Annotated in this window: 12 protein-coding genes, 2 tRNA genes and 1 other RNA gene; 11 read left to right on the forward strand and 4 right to left on the reverse strand. The window is 33.5% G+C overall.

From position 1 onward, the window contains the following. Window positions 1–138: 138 nt before the first annotated feature. Window positions 139–975 carry a flagellin gene (locus tag ACR0QS_RS03685; RefSeq protein ID WP_432632096.1) on the forward strand — a complete coding sequence of 279 codons (837 nt, stop codon included), beginning with the start codon at window positions 139–141 and terminating at the stop codon, window positions 973–975. A gap of 111 nt (window positions 976–1,086) precedes the next feature. Here the strand turns inward: ACR0QS_RS03685 and ACR0QS_RS03690 are convergent, their stop codons facing one another. After that, on the reverse strand, window positions 1,087–1,857 hold the full coding sequence (locus ACR0QS_RS03690) for a hypothetical protein (protein ID WP_432632097.1): 771 nt from the start codon (window positions 1,855–1,857) through the stop codon (window positions 1,087–1,089). Between the two features lie 195 nt (window positions 1,858–2,052). On the opposite strand from ACR0QS_RS03690, the gene ACR0QS_RS03695 reads away from it, so the two are divergent. The 4 genes from ACR0QS_RS03695 (at window position 2,053) to ACR0QS_RS03710 (ending at window position 8,412) form a co-directional block, all read left to right on the forward strand. Continuing rightward, on the forward strand, window positions 2,053–4,536 hold the full coding sequence (locus ACR0QS_RS03695; RefSeq protein WP_432632098.1) for a Crp/Fnr family transcriptional regulator: 2,484 nt from the start codon (window positions 2,053–2,055) through the stop codon (window positions 4,534–4,536). Window positions 4,537–4,705: 169 nt separating this feature from the next. Continuing rightward, window positions 4,706–6,565 (forward strand): methyl-accepting chemotaxis protein, encoded by a 1,860-nt coding sequence (locus tag ACR0QS_RS03700; protein WP_432632099.1) that lies wholly within the window; start codon window positions 4,706–4,708, stop codon window positions 6,563–6,565. 143 nt (window positions 6,566–6,708) lie between these two features. Beyond that, on the forward strand, window positions 6,709–7,545 hold the full coding sequence (locus ACR0QS_RS03705) for a PorT family protein (RefSeq protein ID WP_432632100.1): 837 nt from the start codon (window positions 6,709–6,711) through the stop codon (window positions 7,543–7,545). A gap of 33 nt (window positions 7,546–7,578) precedes the next feature. After that, window positions 7,579–8,412: a PorT family protein gene (locus ACR0QS_RS03710; protein ID WP_432632101.1), complete on the forward strand. Its 834-nt coding sequence runs from the start codon at window positions 7,579–7,581 to the stop codon at window positions 8,410–8,412. A 291-nt stretch (window positions 8,413–8,703) separates the two neighbouring features. On the opposite strand, the gene ACR0QS_RS03715 is transcribed toward ACR0QS_RS03710, so the two are convergent. Then, the gene (locus ACR0QS_RS03715; protein ID WP_432632102.1) at window positions 8,704–11,304 is read right to left on the reverse strand and encodes an ABC transporter substrate-binding protein; all 2,601 of its coding nucleotides are present in this window, start codon (window positions 11,302–11,304) and stop codon (window positions 8,704–8,706) included. Window positions 11,305–11,436: 132 nt separating this feature from the next. Here ACR0QS_RS03715 and ACR0QS_RS03720 point away from each other — a divergent pair. The 6 genes from ACR0QS_RS03720 to recA all read left to right on the forward strand — a co-directional run bounded on the left by ACR0QS_RS03720 (window position 11,437) and on the right by recA (window position 16,103). Further along, window positions 11,437–11,510, forward strand: a tRNA-Arg gene (locus ACR0QS_RS03720). Window positions 11,511–11,522: 12 nt separating this feature from the next. Then, a tRNA-Ser gene (locus ACR0QS_RS03725) sits at window positions 11,523–11,607 on the forward strand. Between the two features lie 28 nt (window positions 11,608–11,635). Continuing rightward, an RNA gene (gene ffs / locus ACR0QS_RS03730) (signal recognition particle sRNA small type) lies at window positions 11,636–11,730 on the forward strand. 413 nt (window positions 11,731–12,143) lie between these two features. Further along, complete coding sequence (locus ACR0QS_RS03735; RefSeq protein ID WP_432632103.1) at window positions 12,144–13,472, forward strand: sialidase family protein; 1,329 nt, start codon at window positions 12,144–12,146, stop codon at window positions 13,470–13,472. Window positions 13,473–13,504: 32 nt separating this feature from the next. After that, window positions 13,505–14,734, forward strand: coding sequence for a hypothetical protein (locus ACR0QS_RS03740; RefSeq protein ID WP_432632104.1), 1,230 nt, complete (start codon window positions 13,505–13,507; stop codon window positions 14,732–14,734). Window positions 14,735–14,900: 166 nt separating this feature from the next. Next, the gene (recA, locus tag ACR0QS_RS03745; RefSeq protein WP_432632105.1) at window positions 14,901–16,103 is read left to right on the forward strand and encodes a recombinase RecA; all 1,203 of its coding nucleotides are present in this window, start codon (window positions 14,901–14,903) and stop codon (window positions 16,101–16,103) included. Between the two features lie 77 nt (window positions 16,104–16,180). Here the strand turns inward: recA and ACR0QS_RS03750 are convergent, their stop codons facing one another. Continuing rightward, a complete protein-coding gene (locus ACR0QS_RS03750; protein ID WP_432632106.1) occupies window positions 16,181–17,185 on the reverse strand; it encodes a hypothetical protein in 1,005 nt (334 codons plus the stop codon). Window positions 17,186–17,200: 15 nt separating this feature from the next. Then, complete coding sequence (locus tag ACR0QS_RS03755; RefSeq protein ID WP_432632107.1) at window positions 17,201–17,941, reverse strand: hypothetical protein; 741 nt, start codon at window positions 17,939–17,941, stop codon at window positions 17,201–17,203. Between the last annotated feature and the right edge of the window lie 135 nt (window positions 17,942–18,076).

An 18,076-nucleotide genomic window follows, 5' to 3' on the forward strand; every position in this document is an offset into this window, starting at 1 on the left:
ATAATATATTGTCTATAAAATAAAAAAAGTTATTATTATGTCTTCGTTTTATTGGGATGATAAGCGAATTAAAGATATAATAAAAAAAGCTTTGAAAAATTTAAATTTTTTAAACACTATTCATGGAGGGTAGTAACTATGATTATCAACAACAATGTTTCAGCATTAAATGCGAACAGGCAATTGAACTTAACTGGAAGTTCAATGACAAAAACAATTGAGTCTCTTTCAAGCGGACAAAGAATCAACAGAGCGGGAGACGATGCTTCTGGATTAGCAGTATCCGAAAAAATGCGCTCTCAATATCGCGGACTTCAACAAGCCACGAGAAACGCTCAAAGCGGTATTTCTTTCATTCAAACTACGGAAGGTTATTTAAATGAAACGACTAATATCATGCAAAGAATGAGAGAATTGGCAATTCAAGCTGCTAACGGAATCTACTCTGACAGCGACAGAGCTTTGATTCAAGTGGAAGTAAATCAATTAGTAGAAGAAGTTGACAGAATCGCTTCTCAAGCCGAATTCAACAAAATGAATATGTTGACTGGAAGATTTGCTTCAGACGGACAAACTCCTATCACTTTTCACATCGGCGCTAATATGGACCAAAGAGTTGCCGTAAATATAGGCGCTATGACTGCAGCTAATCTTCAAGTTGGAGGCGAAACTCCTATTTCTATTTCTTCAGTTGAAACTGCAAACCAATCTCTTGGAAGAATAGACGAAGGAATTCAAATGGTAGTTGCGCAAAGAGCGGAATTAGGCGCGGTTCAAAACAGAATGGAATCGATGGTAAAAAGTTTAATGATTGCCACTGAAAACACAATAGCAAGCGAAAGCGTTATAAGAGACGCGGATATGGCGCAAGAAATGGTAGCTTATACTCGCGAACAAATTCTTCAACAAACTGGAGCCGCTATGCTCGCAAACGCCAACATGAGAACTCAATCTATAATGAGAATAATAGGTTAATAATTAAATAAACGACTTATTACAAATATTATAAAAGCTATATAAAAAGCCTTTTAGAAATTTAAATATTTCTAAAGGCTTTTATTTTTATTAAATTATTTTGTTAAATTATTAATCGAAATCTATTTTTCGCGAATTTTCCACATAATCTCTATTTAAGAAAAATAATGTTATGATAGTCTTAAAATACGCGTCAAATAAATATAATAATCCCATTGATAAAAAATAGTATAATAATCCTTCTCTCGTTTCTTTCGGAGCGGAAGGAAAAGACTGCAAAAATACATTTTTATAAAATACTATAAATAAAAGAATAAATAAAGCCCTAAAAAATTTCGATTTAACCAAACCCGAAGAATATTTTATGGCGTCAATTCCCCAAGTATGCCTTAAAGCGCAAATATTATTCGTAAACATAAATAAAACTACAAAAATAATTCCTGGAACTATAAAGAAAGCGAGTCCGAAAAAAATTATTATCATATAAAAAATCGATGTTATAAGAAGCGGAAAAATAACCGTAAAACTTTTTTTTATCGCCCAGAAAGCTGTTCTTATTTTTTTATAAATCATCGCCTCTACAATAAAAGAAATAGAAGAAAGAGAAATTATATCCAAAAACCAAGATAAAAAAGCGTTTAAATAGAATCCAAAATTGACTTCGTCTTTAAACCAGTTTATAAAATCTTCGGTAGTTTGAACTTTAAGCGGGTCAAAAATAGAGGGCGGAAAATAAACTGTGGCAAGCATAATCGGAAGTCCGCATATCATACCAATCAAAAAAAAATTAAAAAAATTCTGCCTAAAAATATAAAAAGATATTGTAAATAAATCCAAAATATCCAAATCTTTTTTTTCTAAATCTTTTCTGAAAGAGAGCATAACTTTTCCTAATTTTTAACGATTTAATAAATATTCATTTTAACCTATACTTTTATAAATTACAAATTTTTTTAATTATTTTTAATTTTTAGGCTTATTTGTATATATAGATATTTTTATTAAATAAATATATAATTCAATAATATATAAACAAAATATAAAATATAATAAAAATAAAATGTGGGAATATGCATTATGAGTATAAAAATTGACGAAACGGGATTTTTAAAAATAGCCTCCGATACCGTGCTTTTTAGCGAGGGAGAAAAAATAGGAAATTTATTAGTTATTACCAAAGGCGATGTGGATGTTTATATATCTTCGAGAGATTTATTTGGAATGGAAGACCAAGAAGAGATAATTAAACATAGCTGCAAATTATTTAAAGTTCCTAAAAATATTATAATAGGAATCGGCGGATATAGAGACAATTCCAATTATATGTTTTCTTTAAAATCGAACATTGAAAACGAAGTGTATATAGTAAAGACTTCGAATAAAGACGAAATTAAAAACTTCTTTAATAAAAATAAATCGTATTTAACTAATATGTATCATTCAATTTCGTATCTGGTTTTGAAATTTTATGAAGAATATATAAAAATAAGAAATATAAATAACGAATTAAAAATAATATCTACAAATTTAGGAGTTTTATTTTTTAATCTCAACGATAAAAATAAAAATATTCAGTCCGAATCGTTTTTAAAGGCAAAAGAAATATATGACGATGCGACAAATTCTGGAGTTTATATCCCGCATTCTTTTGACGCCGATTTTGTGAAGGCGAATCATAACGAAACTTATATGCATAATAAAAATTTATCGGAAGAGGACAGCGAAAAAAAACTTAATGTGGAAATGGATTTTATAAGAAGATTTTTAACTATGCCAAAAAATATTAAAGACGGATTTTTTACTTACGACACGAATATGAGTTTATCCGCGGCAAATATGATGTATGATAATTTAAGCTATATAATCGATTTGCTTAAAAAAGAATTTGTGGAAACTATGGGAAATATGCTTTTTCTATATTCGCATGATAAAGAATCTCTATTTAACGAATATTCAAAAAAGGCGCTCGAACTCGAAAAAGAAGGAAAAGATAACGAAGTATGGGCAAAATATACAAAATATATAGGAAGCGAGATTAAAAATTTCCGCAAACTTATAAAAGAAGAATACGATTTCGATTTGAATATAGATGAAGAAGAAATTGATTCCATGATAGAAGAACTGGAAAAAACTTCCGAAAGAGCGGAAGCGGAAAATCAAAAAGTAAAAGCTATTATGGGCGCGGAACAAATTCCCGAAGAAATTAAAAATCCCGCTAAAAAACTAATCGAAATGTCGAGCATAGACGAAGAGAGAGCTAAAGTATTATTAAAAGGTTTGGACGAATTCAAAAAACTTAAAGATAAATTCGATACGGAAGACGACGCGAGAAAAATAAGAAGGTCGGTTACAAATGTATTCTTTGAAATATATAGAGAAGTCGCAAGAAGGGCGATTATAAACGGCGATAAATCAAAACTTGTAAAAATGTTTTTGAATTACGGCTATATGGACGACGAATTATTAACTCCGAATCAAATAATAGATTTATACGAAGTGGAAGATAAAACGAAATCTAAAAGATTCAATGTTTTCTATATAGACGAATGGCTAAAAAAAATATACGAGAAAGAAGAACTGCCTTCGGTTAACGGATTCGGGCAGGATTATAAAGAAGCTTTAAGAGAGATGAAAAAACGCGGAATGATAAGCGATAAAGAAGCGGAAGAACATTTTGAAAGTCAGTCTAAAAGATTAGAATACGAAATTGACAATATGATTCAAACGACTCAAAGATTATGCTACGGACAGGTAAGCGTATATTTTCCAATACTTCATAGCGATATGATAATAAAAGATTTTGACGCGTCTTTATTGAAAAGAGATTTTATTGAAAAAACTTTTAATTCCATAATGGAAGTGGATTTTTCCGCGTTCTATAGAGAAGTTTTATACAAAAACGAAGAATTAAATATAACTAAAGAACTTGTTATGCAGGAAGTTTTGCCAAATATAATATTAATGCCGACTTACGGTTCAAGAGCGATAATGTGGGAAGAACTTTCAAGCAGGCAGAAAAACAGCACGGGAAGATTTTTATTTCCAATATTCACTTCGGAAGATTTGGAATCTTTGGCAATTCCTACTATAGGGGCTTTCCGATGGGAATTATGCAAAACTATGCTTGGTCCCGCTTGGAACGACATTACTCAAATGTCTTTAACTTCCGAATATAGCGATTATGTTCAATTCTATAAAAAGAACAGAAATTTATCGGACGACTCGAAAGAAAAATTAAAAATTCAAATTAAAAAATGCAGAAATAATTTGAGAGAAGTTTTTGTATCCGATTATTTTATTTGGATAAAATACGAAAGCAAAGGCATAATGAGATTAAACAGAGTGGTTAGAAATATTTTATATAGACAAGTTCCTTTCGCAAAAGATATAAGAGAAGAAGTTGCAAAGCAGCCTATGTTCGCCGATATTGCAAATAGATTTAAAAATATTAGACATAAAAAAGCGACCGAAATTGAAAATAGATATTTCAAATTTACAAAATCGGGAAATCCTCTGCCTGAAGAACTTGCAAATCATATAGATTTTTATAAGAACATGTAGATTTTTAATATAAAAGAATTTGATTTTTTATATTAAAAATATTATAATGTTTGTAATTTAAAACAGATTTTATTAATTTATTATTCTCATTGAATGTAAAAATTATATTTATTTTTCCGAAAATAATAAACGATAAAATGCACAATATTAATTTTATGGAGATTTTTAGATGTTACATCAACTTCAAAGCTTAAAAGTAAGAATGCCGCTTATAATAATAGCTTTATTTGCGGTATCAATCATTATCTTGGTAGTCGTAAGCGAAGTAATGGTATCGAACGCTATTACCAAAACGACTTATACGGGATTTGACAATACGGTAATGGGATATGCTTCTTTAATGGACACTTGGTTCGAAGACCAGCTAGATATTTCGCAAGTATATGTTAAATCCGACCCTGTTAGAAATTATTTGGCTATGAGAACGGAAGAAACGAGAGACGCCGCTTTAGCGAGATTGAGAATTTTTAACGCGGATAATCAATATTCAATCAATATGGGTATAACGGATATTAACGGAAATGTTTTAATCGATTCGAGCAACGATGCTTTAATTGGACAAAATATGTTTTCCATTCATACCGATTTGAGAGAAAAAATTCAAGGAACTAGAGAAGCGTCTTTCGGAGGAAATATAACGCGTTCTTTAACGACTGGAGGCTGGTCTTTGGTTTTGGTATCGAAGGTTATGGCGGGCAATAGAGTCATAGGCTATTTATATTATATGCTCGACTGGACTAATTTAATTAAAGACCGAATCGAACAGCTCGTTATAGGCGAAACTGGAGCTTTATTCTGTATAGATAATACTCTTACGGTAAAGATTCACAGCAAAATAGAAAATATAAACTCTTCTCTTCCGCCAGATTTTTCAAGAGCCTTTGAAAACGGAAAAGAAACGGGAATAATAGATTATGTATTTAACGGAGAAGACAGAATAGCCGCATATACGACTTTGAAATCTATGCCTTGGGTTTTGGGAATATCTATGACAAACGAAGAAATAGGAAGAGATAATAAAAGAGTTATAAGAGCGATAATAATCATAGCGATAGTTTCTATAATAGTAATATCAATAATAGTTTCTTTATTCATAAAATCTATTACGACTCCTTTGGGATTATTAACTGGACTTTCAAAAGAGATAGCGGACGGAGATTTGAGAACGACTAAACAAAAAATACATCGTAAAGACGAACTTGGCGAACTTTCAAACGCTTTCGTAGCGATGAGAAAAAAAGTTGTCGATACGATTTATAAAGTTGAAGAATCGGCAAATCATATTAGTTCCGCGGCAAAAGAATTAGCCGAACAAAATACCGATTTGTCTCGCAGAACGGAAAGTCAGGCGGCAAGTATTGAAGAAACTTCAGCGTCTATGAACGAGATTTCAAATAATATAAGACAGTCTTCTAACGATTCTATAAACGGTAATAAAATGATATTAGATTCAAAAGAGGCTATAGAAAACGCTGGAAATATAATATCCGATACTACGAAAAATATAGAAGAAGTTCATGAAGCAAGCACAAAAATTAAAGATATAACGAAAATAATCGAAGACATAGCCTTTCAAACCAACATACTCGCACTTAACGCTTCTGTAGAGGCTGCGAGAGCGGGAGAACAGGGAAAAGGTTTTGCGGTTGTCGCATCCGAAGTTAGAAATTTGGCTCAAACCACTCAAACTTCCGTAAAAAGCATAACCGATTTGATTGAAAATGTTTATAATAAAATAGACAAAGCGACTGAAACGGCAAGAGAATCTCAAACTATATTCGTTGAAATTCAAAATAAAATTGACGAAGCTTCAACTATGATGCAAAACATAAGCCATAGCGCGGTAGAACAACAGAGCGGTATAGACCAAATAAAGATTGCCATTGAAGAAATGGATACTACCACTCAAAGAAACGCCGCTTTGGTTGAAGAGGCAACGGCGTCTGCGGATGTATTATTCTCTCAATCGAAAGAATTAATGAACGCAATTCATATATTCAAGCTTCCAGAAAGTAATAGCGATAAATAATTATTGAAAATAATTAAGCGAGCAAAAAGAGGGGTTTTATAACTCCTCTTTTTTTATACTTTTATTTAACCGATATAAAAAATGTTTGACTTTTATAAATATTTTCGTATATTTAAAATGTAGATAAATAAAAGGAATTTATTATGAAAAACTTAAATCTAAATCTTAAAAGATTATCCTTTATACTTTTAATTTTTATAATTTTTAATATTCCAGTGTTTGCAAGAAGCGGTTTTGAATTTGCATTAAATATTTCAATAGGCGGAAACTATGCTTATCCTTCAAAAAACATGAAAGTCGCTGCAGACTATATGGAATATGAAATGAGCGGGTCTTTTGGATTTGATATCGGAGTAGTTTCTCAATTAGGCTATATGTTTCAAGTTAAAGACGGTTTTGGCATAAGCGTTTTAGGAGAAATTGGCTACGCTCGGGATAATTATGAATTACAATATAATTCATATAATGGTCGGGCTATGGGCAATAGTATTGGAAATTTTATTATTAATCATGATAGCCTTCAAATAGGATTATTGCCAAAATTTAACATGAAAGGATTTTCAATAGGAATTGGAGGAGGAATAAAAATTCCAATGTCTTTCGTATTATATGAATATGAAACTTCTTCAAGTTATCCCGATATAAGTATGATTTCTGGCGGGAGCGGAGGAAACGCGTCTCAAGGATTTTATAGCAAATATAAGCCAAAAGTGAATAGAGATTACAAAATCATATATTATACAAAAATTACTTTCGATTATTCGATATTTTTTACCGAGAATTTTGCTTTTAATATAGGCGCGTATTTCGGATACGATTTTTTTCCTAAATATCAAATATTAGCTTTTCAGTATTTTTTAGACGAGTTAAACGAATATTATAATATAAGCGAAAAAGATTATTATGTGGAAAAACTAAAGAATTACGGAACTTTTGATTTCGGATTGCAATTAGGATTGAGATTTGGACCGAGAGCGTAAAATTTAATAAGTTTAATTAAAAGAGGTTTTATTATGAAAGATTTAAAGAAATTATTTTTTATCGTTTCAATTTTTGTAATTTTCAATATTCCCGCGTTTGCAAGAAGCGGTTTTGAATTTATATTAAATGTTCCAATCGGAGCGAGTTATTCTATTATTTCGCAAAACATGAAAGATTATGAAATGAAAAATTCCTTTGGGCTTGATGCTGGAGTTGAAGCTCAATTAGGCTATATGTTTCAAATTAAAGAAGGTTTTGGCATAAGCGTTTTGGGAGAAATCGGATTTGCCCATGATAATTATATCGTTAAATTTAAAAACGATTATTATTTAAAAGATTATACCATTACTTATAATAGTCTTCAAATAGGTTTATTTCCAAAATTCAATATAGGCAAATTTTCAATAGGAATTGGAGGAGGAATAAAAATTCCTATATTTTTAGGATGGGATTATACGGTTAATGCAAATGCCAAAACTATACCAAATTATTCTTTATATTCTACCGAAACGGGAGGAGGAGAATCATCTGGCGGTATGATTTGCGGAACGCCAGAAGAAGATAACTGGATTGATTATGTGTATATGTATGGAGAAGGAAAAGTTGAACAAACTCCGCTGCGAATTATAAGTTATGCTTATATAAAATTAACTTTCGATTATTATGTATTTTTTACCGATAGAGTTGCTATGAATATCGGTTTATACTTTGGATACGATTTTTTCCCTGATGATAATATTAGAACTCCAAGCCTTCGTGATATTAACTATTTTTATTATGAACATAAAGATACGGAAAAACCAAAAAATTACGGAACTTTTAATTTCGGAGTTCAATTAGGATTGAGATTTGGACCTAGAGTTTAAAAAATATCTTTCTATTAAAAAAATAACAACGGATGAGGTTAAGACTTCGTCCGTTGTTTTTTAAAGTCGTAATTGCAAGCATCTTTTTATAAACTTGTCATTGTGAGCCGAACGGGGCGACTGCCCGCTTTTAGCGAGTGAAGGCGTGGCAATCTACTATTAATAAAACTAAATTTTAAAATAAAATTTAATTAATTTTGGATTACTTCGCTATCGCTCGCAATGACAATTATTTTTACACTGTCATTACGAGCCTCAATAGATGCGTGGCAATCCAAACTTCAAAAAATTCTACCTCAATACAAAACTTCTCGTTTCAATATAAGGAGTTTCGTCCGCTATAAAAGATTCAAATACTATAATATATTCTCCCGCTGGCAAATTGATTAAATCATTTTTTGGAATAACGATTTTAAATATTTCGTCTTCCAAAATCGCGTTATATTCAATTTCTCCGCCTCTTTGTAATTGAAGCAAAACTTTAACTTTAGTATTCGCATCTGGGCGCTCCAAATCGTTATTAGGATAATCGTAAGAAGAAACATATATATCAATATTTAAATCTTCGTTTTTATTCGCTATCGAAGGCATTTCTATATCTTCTATTCTGCTCATTTTTGTAGAAAGTTTTTCTATCCAGTATTCCGCAGTTTCCGCATAATCTTTGAATGCCGAAAGTTCTATATAATTCGCTCTCGTATCTATTTTTGATATAAAGAAAGGACCGTTTGATATATAAGCATGTCCGTAATTGTCGATAAAATCAATCGCCGCTTGATATCTTTGAACCGCTTCCTCTTCGTTTATCCATCGTTCTATTCCTACTGGGATATATTTTGAATCTCTCATTTCAATTAATTTTTCTTTTATATCCGCAACGCAAGTGGGATTTTTTACATCAATCGCCGTAAGAGACTGGTCTTGAGAGATTGTATAAACATTTCCAGATTTTGAGCCTTCCAAAACCAGTTTCATTATCGCTTCGTTTATTTCAAAAGGAACTACAGTATTTCTATTTGGATTTCCTATTTTCGGACTAACAACCACAGACGCTAATTGTCTTTCCATATCCATAGGAAAATAATAATTTCCGTAAAGAGTAAAACTTCCGTCTTCGTTTAGAACGCTTCCAACCGCTCCGTCCATCGCTGGCGCGTATCTTCCCGCCAAAGCCGAATCGTAATATTTATCATTATCATTCGTTTTTGTCACAACATTTGCTATAAATACGCTTCCATACATCAAATCTACCAAAGAAGATTCTATTCCATGATGCCATTTGAAATATTTTGGTTTGAAATTGCATTTTATATAAGCCTTCAAATTATCGGACTTTTTATATTCTATATTTCCGTCTTTACTTACAATCGTTAAACCTTCTTCCCATTTTTGAGTATAAGGATTAAACATCATAGCGTTTTTAGGAACATCGATAGTCCCCGCTGGAATTCCGTTATTTCCCGCAACGACTCCTATCTCCAAAGTGTTTGTATCCGCTTCTCCGAGTCTAAATATATCTTTAGCCGTTGAAGGAGATTCAAATGTCGCTCCCGAATCGCTGCAAGGACCGATTATTATTCCCGAATACGCGTCCGAAAATCCGTTTACGCCCACTGGGTCCCATGGACTCATAAATAAAGAGCCTTGTGCCGAATGCTGAACCACTCTTAAAATTTTCTCTCCTCTTCTATTCGGTTTTATATCTGCGCTTCTTATCGACCAGTCGTTTATTCCGTCTCCAACTCCATAAAGCATTCTTCTATTGAATCTGTCTTTATTTGCCACGAAATATTGAGTTTGAGAGTTTAAATATATTCTCACGGCATCCTGCAAACCGATTTCTTGCAAGCGAATATTTCCGTTCCAATATTCTTCCGAAGTCAAAAACCAGCCGTTATAATTTTTATCGCTTATTCTTGAGGCTTCTCGGTTATCGTAATTCCAAAATTCAGAATTATTCCAGCCAGGAGTATAATTTCCTTCCCGCACATACATTTGCCTTAAAGTCACATCCCACCAAGCGCGAGTAGCTCCCGCGCCCCAAGCTTCGGTTAATATATTCCATTCATAATCTTTTGGGTCCGTTAAATAAACTACTTGAGTAGATTTATTTCTATCGTATAAAAGTTTTTCCACTTTAATTCCCGTCTTTTCTATCAAATCCGAAATCGCGTTTCCAGCGGGCAGTCTTCCGCTCGGGTCGTCCACTCTTATAACGAATTTTATACTCACTATTTCGTTATTATATTTCCACCATCCGTTTTCTTTGATTAATTTTCCTCTGTTTTCTGGCAAATTAGCCGCCGTTTCCATAGCTTTTTCAATATCGTTAATCGCTTTTTCTTCGTTTCCGTTTTCCGTCATTCCCATTCTTAAAGGAATCAAATTATATCTGTAAGTTCCTGGTTGTCCCGGGGTAGCTTGAGTAAATGAAGGTTCTCCCGCTCCTTTCAAAATTTCGTCAATTAGTTTTTTTCGATTTATTAAAAAATTCATCGCGTATCTTATCTCTCTTATAGCCAAAGGATTAAAATAAGTTTTTCCGTCTTTTGTCGTTATCGTATAAGGCGCTCTATTTGGAACGGGATTAAAAAGTAGTGACCAAGTGCCTGAAGGAACTGCATAAGTATCCAATCTTTCCAAATCTTTTCTTTCAAGCGATAAATAAACGCTTCCGTCTATTCCGCTTGCCATCAAATCCGCTTTTCCTTCGGCGACATCTTTAATTGCGATAGTCATGTCGGTTCGGACATCGAAAATTATTTTATCTATCAAAGCTCCGCCTCTGTCTTCTATATTAATATCGCTTTTATTATTCGAGCAGGTTGAAACGAATATAAAAATCGTAATTAAGAAAAGTAATTTTTGAATTTTTGAAAATATAAGTTTCATAATTTATCCTCTTTAATTTTGGAATTTTTTGATTAAAATTATTATATATAATAATCTATAAATAATAAATGTCAATTAAACATTCATTAAATTTGCAAAAAAAGAAAATTTATGTTATACTAATCAAATTATGTGCCTATAGCTCAATTGGATAGAGCGTCAGATTGCGGTTCTGGAGGTTGGAAGTTCAAATCTTCTTAGGCACGTTTTGGACATTTGGAGAGATGTCCGAGCGGTTGAAGGAGCGCGATTGGAAGTCGCGTATATGTAACAGTATCGTGGGTTCGAATCCCACTCTCTCCGAACGATTAATATCGTTTTACATCTCTTATAGCGGGCGACTGCGGCAATTCCTGATGAATCCGCCAGGTTCGGAAGGAAGCAACGGTAAGTCAATCGAATTGGGCGCCAGTTTGCTCGTTATAAGGGGCTTTTATTTTAAAAGATTATAAAATCATCAAAAAAAATACAATTTTTTTGGAATTTTTTAAAAAAAAATTTGTTAAAGACTTGACAAAGACTGTTTTATTTACTATACTATAAGCGTAAGGTAAATAAGGCGGTTATGTATGTTATTAGATTTAAATTTAGTTAACGCGAGACGCGAGACGCGAGACGCGAGACTCCCGCATTTTAAAGTTTCTCCTTAATTCTTTATTTTTAAATATATACTATGTTTATCTTTTAAGCATTCTTTTATCAAATAGATTTTATACTTTTATAATTTCAATTTATAAATTTTTTAATTCGGTAATTAGCGTTTGCCTTAATATTAAACTAAATATTAAATTAAACGCTTTTTATAAAAAATTTAATTTTAATTTTTTGGAGGCATAATTATGCGAAAAAGATACTTTTTTATTCCTTTGGCTGTGATTATTATTATCACGGGAATTTATATTTGGGCTTGTAAACATCCTTGGGGAACTGGAATCGGAGATGTAAAAAACGAAGGCGGAGCCGTTGGAGGATGGACTTGGACTCAAAATGAAAAAGGTTTGGGATTTACAGGTGAAATGACTTATAACCCCAAAGGACCCGCAGGTCAAGGCATGATTCCAAGTAGCAGAGCAGCGGGATACGGAGGCTCAAATGTATTCCCAAGAAATAATGGAAATAATTATTATAGAATACCGACTTTAGTAGTGGCTAAAAACGGAGATATACTTGCATTCTCCGACAAAAGAAAAGGAGGAGCTGGAGATGTTCCAAATCATCCAATAGAAACGGTTATGAGAAGAAGCACTGATAACGGAACGAATTGGGGACCAGAAACTCTAGTTAGTCCTACAAGTCCGTCAAAGGATTTAAGTTATGGAGACGGAGCATATATTTTAGATAGAGAAACTGGGAATATAATTTGTATGGTGGTTGGGGACGCTGGATTTTTAACTACCGATAGGAATAAATATCCAAAAATTAGATTAATAATCGGTAAAAATAACGGGCATAACTGGAGCGAGCCTATAGATATAACCGATGAAATTTATGGACCAAATTGTAAGAATCCCGAAAGACAACAATGGTATGCTGCATTTGTAACCGCTGGAAACGGAGTGCAACTTAAAGACGGCAGAATGTTGTTCGTCTTGAATGTTAGACCGAGTTCTGCTACATCTTTACAATCTATAAGAAACTATGCTTTATATTCGGATGACGGAGGCAATTCTTGGAAAGTCTCAAAAACAGCTCCTCAAACGAGCGTAGGAGGTAGTGAATCTCATATAGTCGAACTTTCAAACGGAGATTTATTAATGTCTACTCGCCCCAATTCTGGCGGTAAAAGATATTTGGCAAAGTCAAAAGATAGAGGCGAAAACTGGGAGGCTGCGTATCCACAAAATGATTTTAATTCTTCGCCTTCAAACGGGGATATAATATATTATACTTCTACCGCTAACGGCTGGGATAAAAACAGAATAATAAGTCTAGCGGGCGCTAAATCAGGTTCGCCTGGAGAGCCTACATTATCCATAAGTTATGATGATGGCAATACTTGGAAACAAAAACTTGCAGGGCAAGCATCTGGATATTGCTCTATAGCCATACTGCCCGATGGAAGTATTGGAATGTTATATGAATCTGGCGGACCTTATGCGGGACCTATAGCGTTTATGAGAACGAGTTTGGAATGGGCTTTTAATGATACGGCTACAAAAACTAAATAAAAACAACATAAATAACAATTAAAGGAGGTTCTATGAAAAGATTACTCATAATGTTGTTTTTTATTTCAGTCCCTATAACTCTATTCGGTTTCTATGGAGACGGCAGCGGTAGAAGTTTTATAGACTTCTTAATGGATAGATATTCGTTTAGAGCGAGAACCGACCAGATAGGTTTTCTATATGGAACGGAGCAGGTAAGATTTGCTTTCGGAATAACTGGAAATACTTCAGGCGTAATATTGGATAGCTGGACTAACGATTCTTCTACAAATAACAAGCTGGGCAATTATTTTCGTCCGTCTATTTCGGTAGCCGTAGGTTATAAATCAGATTTAATAAGCGTTGGCGGAGCGTATCAATTTAAATATATTGATTCTAATTATATGATTCATACTCCTGCCATTATGCTTACCGCTATGGATAATACTTTGAGATTCAATGTTCCCGTAGCTATAGGCGTTGGAAACCATTTGATAAAAAATACTTTAGTTGTATCGACCGCCATAGAGGCAAGATATTATTTGCATAAGTTTATAGATTATTTGAGCCAATTAAGGCTATACTTCTATTACGGTTATGCTCGTATAAGCTATGCGAGGAATTTAATCGACAGAGGATATACGCAACTTGACGAAAATAATAAGGCTACTTATAAAGATGTATCTTCAATAAATGTTGATTTTAGAGCATATTTCAATTATAAAACTCAAAGAGGACTTTCTATAGAACCTTATTTAAGAGTTTTATATGGAGCGGCTCTGGATACGGTAGAAAACTTAAACGGAACTCTAAATAGATATAAGGGTAAAAATTTTAATATTACGGCTTACGGTTTCGATTATACGGGAATGGATTTTGACGATAGCGGAACTGAAAAACTACTGGGCGGTTATATTGCAAGCTTGCCTGCCATTCCAAATGCGCAAGGACTAGTAATAGCAGAAGGCATATATAGAATTGGAATAGCGCTGCCTTTGGGATTAAGGGCTTCAAACGATTTTGTAAGTTTATATGTAGAGCCTTCATTATCCGCCACTATTTTTGGAGGTAAGATTACTTTAATGGGTTCTGAGAGAAAAGGATTTTTCTATACATTCGGTTATGTTATTTATGCAGAATTAGTCGTAACGCCGATTAAAGATTTGGAACTATATTTAGAGTTACAGACTGGGGGAGCTACGAGACTGGGAGGCAATTTATACGGAGCATCTTCCACTAGTATGGTTTTAAATTCTTCCTGTGGCGTAGCTTGGTATTTCTGAAAATAATTTTTTTCTCTTTGGGATATAAAATATAATAGTCGTCTTAAATTAGACGGCTATTATTATAAATTATAAATAAAATAACTTTCAAATACAAATTTTAATATTGACAAAATTAATGTATCTTTATACAATGATTAATATTAATTTTATGGAGTGATTTAAAATGGCAACTGCTAAAAAGAAAGATAATTCTGAAATAAAAAAAGACGGAAAAAACGAAGCTATAGAGGCGATTACCGACCAAATAAATAAAAAATACGGAGCGGGTTCTTTCATGCGACTCGGAAGCAATAAAACCGTTAATGTCGATGTAATATCCACTGGAGCTTTGACTTTAGACCATGCTTTGGGAGTCGGCGGAATACCGAGAGGAAGAATAACGGAAATATACGGACATGAAGCATCGGGAAAAACTACGCTTACTCTTCATGTAATTGCGGAAGCTCAAAAGGCGGGAGGATACGCCGCATTTATTGACGCCGAACATGCATTAGACCCTACTTACGCAAGCGCTTTAGGAGTCGATATTGATAATTTATATATTTCGCAGCCAAACTCTGGAGAAGAAGCTTTGGAAATATTAGAAAAAGTAGTTTCTTCAACAGCTTTCGATATAGTCGTTGTTGATTCGGTTGCCGCTTTGGTTTCGAGAGCGGAACTTGCGGGAGATATTGGAGACGCTCATATAGCTTTGCAGGCTCGTTTAATGAGTCATGCTTTAAGAAAATTAACGGCAATAATAAGCAATACGAATACCGCTGTCGTATTTATCAATCAGCTTAGACAAAATATAGCGACTACAGGCTACGGCGCGGGACCAACGGAAACGACTACGGGAGGAAAGGCTTTGAAATTTTATTCTTCCGTTAGACTCGATATTAGAAGAACGGAATGGATAAAGAAAGGAGACGAAACGATTGGGCATAAAGTAAAAATTAAAGTTGTAAAAAATAAATTGTCCGCTCCTTTTAAAGTGGTTAATTTGGAAATTATATTCGGACATGGAATTTCCACCGAAGGTTTATTAATCGATTTGGCGATGGAAGCGAAAATTATAACGAGAAGCGGCGCTTGGTTTTATTATAACGGAGAACAAATCGCGCAAGGAAAAGAAAAAGTTAGAGAATTGCTTTCTTCGGACCCTAAAATGAGATTGGAACTTGAAATACAAATAAGAGAAAATTTGAATATGGGCGGAGTAGATAAAGTAAAAGAAGAACTCGCCGAATATTTGGAAAGTCAAAAAAACGGAGTAGAAAAATCGGATAAAACGGAAACGGAAAATAAAAAAGAAGATTCTGGTAAAAAAGCGGTTTCAAATAAATCGGCTGATACAAATGATTTGCTAATTGACGCTGAAAAATAATATTAGTGTTTAGTATTTATATAATAAAAAAGAGGAGGCTTTTAACCTCCCCCTTTATTGATAAAGATGAATTTAGCTTATTGCTTCTTAAACTCTATTGTCTGTCCATTTTTAACATAGGTAAGAATGCTATAGTCGTTATTAAAAGTCAAATTAGCTCTATATTTCATTATATTGAGCGTATTTCCTTTCAATACGGTAACATTACCTATATTATCGTTGTCCGCTACCGAACCTCCGCTCATTGTGAAATAGCTTCCTGTAGCCCAAACGCTTCCTTGAGCTTTATCTTTAGCTCCGTTGAATACTATTGAATTGTTGCCGTCTGCAGTCGTATAGATAGTGTCGCCTAAAGTTTCTATGAAGTCTTTTGTTACGCTATAGAAAACGCCCGTTCTGTCTATATGGTTGCCGTCCACATTATATTCTCTGTAAACGCCTTGGTCGAATTTGAATATAATTTTTCTTAAAGTTCCGTTTACTGTTTCGATTATAGTCAATTCGTTTTCGGTTATGCCTACTTTTTCATCTTCTAGAGTTACTTTGCTGTCATGGAAATATATATATCCGTCTCCGTCTATTGCAAAATAATTTTCTATATTCTGCTCTATGGATTTATAAGTTCCCTTATATTTAGCAAATTCTTTAACATATCCGCCCACGCCATACATACCATCAGCAACTTCATCGCTTACTTTTTCAAGTATATAAGAAGTATATGCCGTATATCCTTTGTCTATAAATTTCAAAACTTCAACTTTTCCTTCGTCAGCATATCTTATTTGTAATTTCTTTTCGCTTTCAGAAACTTTCTCAACTGGAATTTCTGCCACTTCGTTCAATCCGTTAATTGTATAAACTTTTCCATCTTTAAGTTTATATCTTACTCTTCCTTCTTCTCCTCTGTAATATACTCCCGCATACTTATTTATAAAAGCCGCTATCGAACCGTCTCCTCCGTCAGGAATCAAATCGGCATTATTACCGCTTTGACTTGCTTCAGGTCCAAGATTATTCGAACAACTTATAGCAAAAATAAGCGTTAAACTTAAAAACATTATTAATAATTTTTTAATAGTCATATTTTGCCTCCTTGATTATTGTTTTTTATTAATGCTAACGGAAGTTCCATCGGCTTTATAGAAAGTAGCGTTATTTTTGTCGGCAAATACTATTTTGCATCCTTTAAAACTATGCGCTTCGCTTCCAGCATCAGCGCCTTTAAATGTTAGGGTATTGCCTTTAAGCTGCGATTCTATAGTTATGTATCCATAGCTCCAGCCGTTTTTATAATTGTATCTTCCGTTTATAGCGCCGTTTTCAAATATCTCAACATATTCTTCATCCACTCCGTTTTTTTTACCTATAAGCCAGTAACCCGCATAGTTTTCCGCATAATCGTATTTGCTGTAATAAGTAGGAATTTCTTCTTCGCCCGCTTCGTAAGAATAGTATCCGTATCCGTCAAAAGTAAGAATTTTTACGGTTCCTTCATCGGTCGTTAATTCCAGCTTTTTTACGCTTGCGTCAACCGATATGTTATTGGCAATTTCTTCCCAGTCCTGCCTATCGCTGTTTACCGCTCCCACAATGTAAAGTTTGCCGTTCTTTACTTTGTATCCCGCGTTTCCATGAGCCGTATAATATGCTCCAAGATACTCGGATTGCGACAAGAAATCGCTTACCGATTGTGACGCGCTGTCAGGCGTTCCGCCCGCTTCCTTGATTGACTTCATTGCATACAACTGTTCCGTGGTTGCATTTGCAGTTACTTTGTTTTGACAACCTACCGAAACTATAACGCATAAAGCCGCTAATAAAATTGTGAGCTTTTTCATTGTAGCTCCCCCCATAAAAATAGATTTAGAGACTTAATCGCTTAACTCCCTATGCTTATAGTGTAATATAAAAAAATTATAAAGTCAAATAAATTTTGTATTTTTGTCAAAAAAAATTAGATACGCGTTAATTTA

The organism is Brachyspira sp. (assembly GCF_050873525.1).
Taxonomy (GTDB): domain Bacteria; phylum Spirochaetota; class Brachyspiria; order Brachyspirales; family Brachyspiraceae; genus Brachyspira.

Excerpts from the sequence above, each read along its gene's own strand:
- ACR0QS_RS03685 (WP_432632096.1), top strand. The coding sequence starts at position 139 with ATGATTATCAACAACAATGTTTCAGCATTAAATGCGAACAGGCAATTG.
- ACR0QS_RS03710 (WP_432632101.1), top strand. The coding sequence starts at position 7,579 with ATGAAAGATTTAAAGAAATTATTTTTTATCGTTTCAATTTTTGTAATT.
- ACR0QS_RS03715 (WP_432632102.1), bottom strand. The coding sequence starts at position 11,304 with ATGAAACTTATATTTTCAAAAATTCAAAAATTACTTTTCTTAATTACG.
- ACR0QS_RS03690 (WP_432632097.1), bottom strand. The coding sequence starts at position 1,857 with ATGCTCTCTTTCAGAAAAGATTTAGAAAAAAAAGATTTGGATATTTTG.
- recA (WP_432632105.1), top strand. The coding sequence starts at position 14,901 with ATGGCAACTGCTAAAAAGAAAGATAATTCTGAAATAAAAAAAGACGGA.
- ACR0QS_RS03755 (WP_432632107.1), bottom strand. The coding sequence starts at position 17,941 with ATGAAAAAGCTCACAATTTTATTAGCGGCTTTATGCGTTATAGTTTCG.
- ACR0QS_RS03700 (WP_432632099.1), top strand. The coding sequence starts at position 4,706 with ATGTTACATCAACTTCAAAGCTTAAAAGTAAGAATGCCGCTTATAATA.
- ACR0QS_RS03740 (WP_432632104.1), top strand. The coding sequence starts at position 13,505 with ATGAAAAGATTACTCATAATGTTGTTTTTTATTTCAGTCCCTATAACT.
- ACR0QS_RS03735 (WP_432632103.1), top strand. The coding sequence starts at position 12,144 with ATGCGAAAAAGATACTTTTTTATTCCTTTGGCTGTGATTATTATTATC.
- ACR0QS_RS03695 (WP_432632098.1), top strand. The coding sequence starts at position 2,053 with ATGAGTATAAAAATTGACGAAACGGGATTTTTAAAAATAGCCTCCGAT.
- ACR0QS_RS03705 (WP_432632100.1), top strand. The coding sequence starts at position 6,709 with ATGAAAAACTTAAATCTAAATCTTAAAAGATTATCCTTTATACTTTTA.
- ACR0QS_RS03750 (WP_432632106.1), bottom strand. The coding sequence starts at position 17,185 with ATGACTATTAAAAAATTATTAATAATGTTTTTAAGTTTAACGCTTATT.